4 protein-coding genes are annotated in these 3,267 nt (G+C 65.0%); 3 read left to right on the top strand and 1 reads right to left on the bottom strand.

Features of this window, described 5'->3' with window-relative positions; translation table 11 throughout:
* Window positions 1-622: lipase family protein (locus tag VN856_RS18155; protein WP_325691511.1), on the top strand; the 622-nt coding region annotated here is incomplete at its 5' end.
* Between the two features lie 46 nt (window positions 623-668).
* On the top strand, window positions 669-2,075 hold the full coding sequence (locus tag VN856_RS18150) for a serine hydrolase domain-containing protein (RefSeq protein ID WP_414686990.1): 1,407 nt from the start codon (window positions 669-671) through the stop codon (window positions 2,073-2,075).
* Between the two features lie 12 nt (window positions 2,076-2,087).
* Here VN856_RS18150 and VN856_RS18145 read toward each other — a convergent pair whose 3' ends face one another.
* Window positions 2,088-2,810: a TVP38/TMEM64 family protein gene (locus tag VN856_RS18145; RefSeq protein ID WP_325691509.1), complete on the bottom strand. Its 723-nt coding sequence runs from the start codon at window positions 2,808-2,810 to the stop codon at window positions 2,088-2,090.
* A gap of 46 nt (window positions 2,811-2,856) precedes the next feature.
* On the opposite strand from VN856_RS18145, the gene VN856_RS18140 reads away from it, so the two are divergent.
* The coding region (locus VN856_RS18140; protein ID WP_325691507.1) for an SAM-dependent methyltransferase at window positions 2,857-3,267 on the top strand (411 nt) is incomplete at its 3' end.

The following is a 3,267-nucleotide window of genomic DNA, read 5'->3' as shown; positions in this document are numbered from 1 at the left end:
CAACCTGCACTACGTCGAGGGGACCGCGTTCTGGGCCGGCGTCATGGCGATGGCGCTGGTCGGGATCGCGCGCGGGTTCGAGATCGAGACCGAGCTGGCGCAATACCTGAGCCCCAACGGCGCCAGGATTTTTCACCAAATGCAGACCGCGTCGATCATCAACGTGCTCGGTCAATACCCCGGTCTGAAATGGCGGGATCTGGTCAGTCCCGAATACCCGACTCCGGAGGACCTGGCGCTCTACGTCCGCTGCGCCAACAAGCTGATCATGGGTACCGGTGGTACGCCGACCATCCCGCTGTTCATCGGTCAGGGTGCCCACGGAGAGCTCGAGGGCACCCCGGGAAATAAGAAGGGCATCGGCGCCGGCGACGGCGTCATGATCGCCGGGGATGTGCGCACGCTCGCCCGCGACTACTGCGCGAAGGGCGTCACCGTCTACTACGAGGAATACGCCGCGCTCAGCCACATCTGGAGCGTCCCCATCTGGTTGCACAACGCGACCGCGTGGATCAAACAGCGTTTCGCCGGCCTGCCGGCTCCGCAGAACTGTTCGTCAATCCGGGAAGGCAACTCGCTCGCGCCGATTCCTGTTCCGCCCTCACCCAGCTCTGCTGTCTGAAGCCGGCGCCGTGCGGACAACCATCGCTGTTGGAATCGCCGTGTTGATGCTCATCGCGGGCGCCTCGGCCAGGTACGTAGTGAGCCGCAAGGGAATGCCAGCTGCCACAACCGAATTCGCACCGATCTCGACGCTGATGAACGACGCGATCGCGGCCCAGAAGCTGCCCGGCGGTGTGGTGATGATCGGGCATGGCGGCACGACCGTCTTCCACCAGGCGTATGGCTCGCGCAAGCTTGCCGGCCAACAGGGTTTGGACGGATCGCCCACACCTGCCGAGCCGATGACCGAAGACACCATCTTCGACATCGCGTCGCTGACGAAGCCTCTGGCAACCGCGACTGCCGTCATGCAGCTGTACGAACAAGGCGAGGTTGCCTTCGACGAACATGTGCAGACATATTTGCCTGACTTCAATACGGCGAACGATCCACAGCGTGCACAAGTCACCGTTCGCATGCTGCTTACCCACACCTCTGGCGAGGGGATCGACGTAAGTCTCGGGGATCCGTGGGGCCTGGCCGCAGCCGACAAAACAGAAGGCGTCCATCGCGCGCTCACCACGCCGTTGCAGTCCGGCCCCGGCGAGGTTTTCCGCTATTCCGACATCAACTACATCCTGCTTGGCGCGCTGATCGAAAAACTCACCGGCGAGGCCGAAGACGAATACGTCGAGCGGAATGTCTTTGCGCCACTCGGCATGGACGAAACCCGCTACCTTCCGCCAACCAAGGCATGTGGCCCCCACACGCTCAGAGGAACTGCGACCGCTTGGGCTGGTGGACCCAACAAGCTGGTCGCGTGTCCTGCCGGTAGCTGGAGCACCAGTCTGTTGCCGCGCGTCGCACCAACGGCAATTGATGAGGAAAGCAAAGCCGATCCCAGCAAGAATCCCGACTTCGGTTACCTTCTTCGAGGCACCGTGCATGACCCGACGGCGCGCCGCATGGGGGGAGTAAGCGGGGACGCCGGTCTGTTCTCGACGGCGCACGATGTCAGCATCTATGCGCAGGCCCTGCTCGATCGGCTTGCGAACCGCCCCAGCAACTTTCCGCTGCAGCAAGCGACTCTGGCGTTGATGACGACTCCTCAGCAGCCCGGCCATAAGGCAGGACAGGTCGAAGCAGCGAACGATGCTCTCCGAGAAGCCATTGCAAAGACGCCAAACACAACAGATCCGCTGCTGGCTCCCAACTATCCGGCGATCGCGGGACAGTTGCTGTTCGGCTTTAGCTGGGATATCGATACGGACTATTCCAAGCCGCGGGGCTTGATCTTCCCTATCGGTAGCTTTGGCGCCACCGGCTTTACCGGCACCTCGATGTGGCTGGACCCAGGCTCAGATACCTACGTCATTCTGCTGGCGAACTCAATCCATGTGCGAGGCAGTCCACCGATCTCGAGACTGCGAGGCGACGTGGCGACGGCGGCAGCCCAGGCTCTGGGCCTCTGAATTGGAAATTCGCTACGAGGCGGGCAAATCGCCTAGTGGTTCGCCGGCTGTGGACTCATCCGGCTCGCCGCGCCGGCGCCAGTGCCGAAATCCGCTACGCGCGGCGAAGGCGCCGACCACCGCCGTCACGCACCACACGCCGATCGCCGCGTAGGCCAGCACCGGCGACTTGTTTCCGATCGATGCGCCCAACGCGGTGTAGACGAATGCGCGCGGCACCGACCCGATGAACGCGCCAACAGCCATCTGCCACAAGGGAACTCCGAAGGCCCCGAAGGCATACGAGGCCAACGCATCCGATAGGCCGGGGATGAAGCGCTGACCGACCACCGCCCACAGCCCGCGCCGCTGGATCAGCGCGTCAAGACGGTCGGCTCGTTCGGCGCCCAGCAGCGCCCGCGCGCTGTCGCGGCCCGCCCGTCGGCCGAGGAAGGCCGCCACCACCGCCGTCCCCACCGTCGCACCCAGCGTCACGAACACACCCAGCAGCGGCCCGAACAGCAGCCCGCTGCTCGCCGCCAGGATCGGGCCCGGGACGAAGATCGCGCCGAGCACCGCCGACAACACGATGTACGCGAAAGGCGCCAGCGGTCCCGTGGCCTTGACCCAGCGCCGCACGTCCTCGATGTTGACCACGTGCTTGACGGCCAGCAGATAGAACAGCACGACCAGGAACGCGACGAACACAGCAAGCCGGATGATGTGCGGCCGGCGGGAGGCGGGGGCGGAGGTCATGGTGACCGTGATTCTTCCGTACGACGGGCTCACGTAGGGTCAGGCCGTGGCGAGAACCGATGACGACAGCTGGGAAATCACCGAAAGCGTGGGCGCGACGGCGCTCGGTGTGGCGGCGGCGCGCGCGGCCGAGTCCGAGAGCGACCGCCCATTGATCAGCGACCCGTTCGCGCGGGTTTTCCTCGACACTGCCGGCGCGGGTGAGTGGGACTGGTTCGGCGCTCCGGAGCTGCCCGCCGAGGTTGTCGCGGCCGAACCCGCACTGCCAGTGCGGATGAAGTCGATGGTCAGCTATTTCGCTTCGCGGACCAAGTTCTTCGACACGTTCTTCCTCGACGCCGCCAACGCGGGCATCCAGCAGGCGGTGATCCTGGCGGCCGGCCTGGACGCGCGGTCCTGGCGACTGCCGTGGCCCGACGGGGTAACGGTCTACGAGCTCGACCAGCCCCGGGTGTTG

Source organism: Mycobacterium sp., assembly GCF_035603715.1.
Lineage (GTDB): Bacteria > Actinomycetota > Actinomycetes > Mycobacteriales > Mycobacteriaceae > Mycobacterium.
Note: the sequence above shows the minus strand (reverse complement) of the source record. Positions and strands in the feature narration are given on the sequence as shown.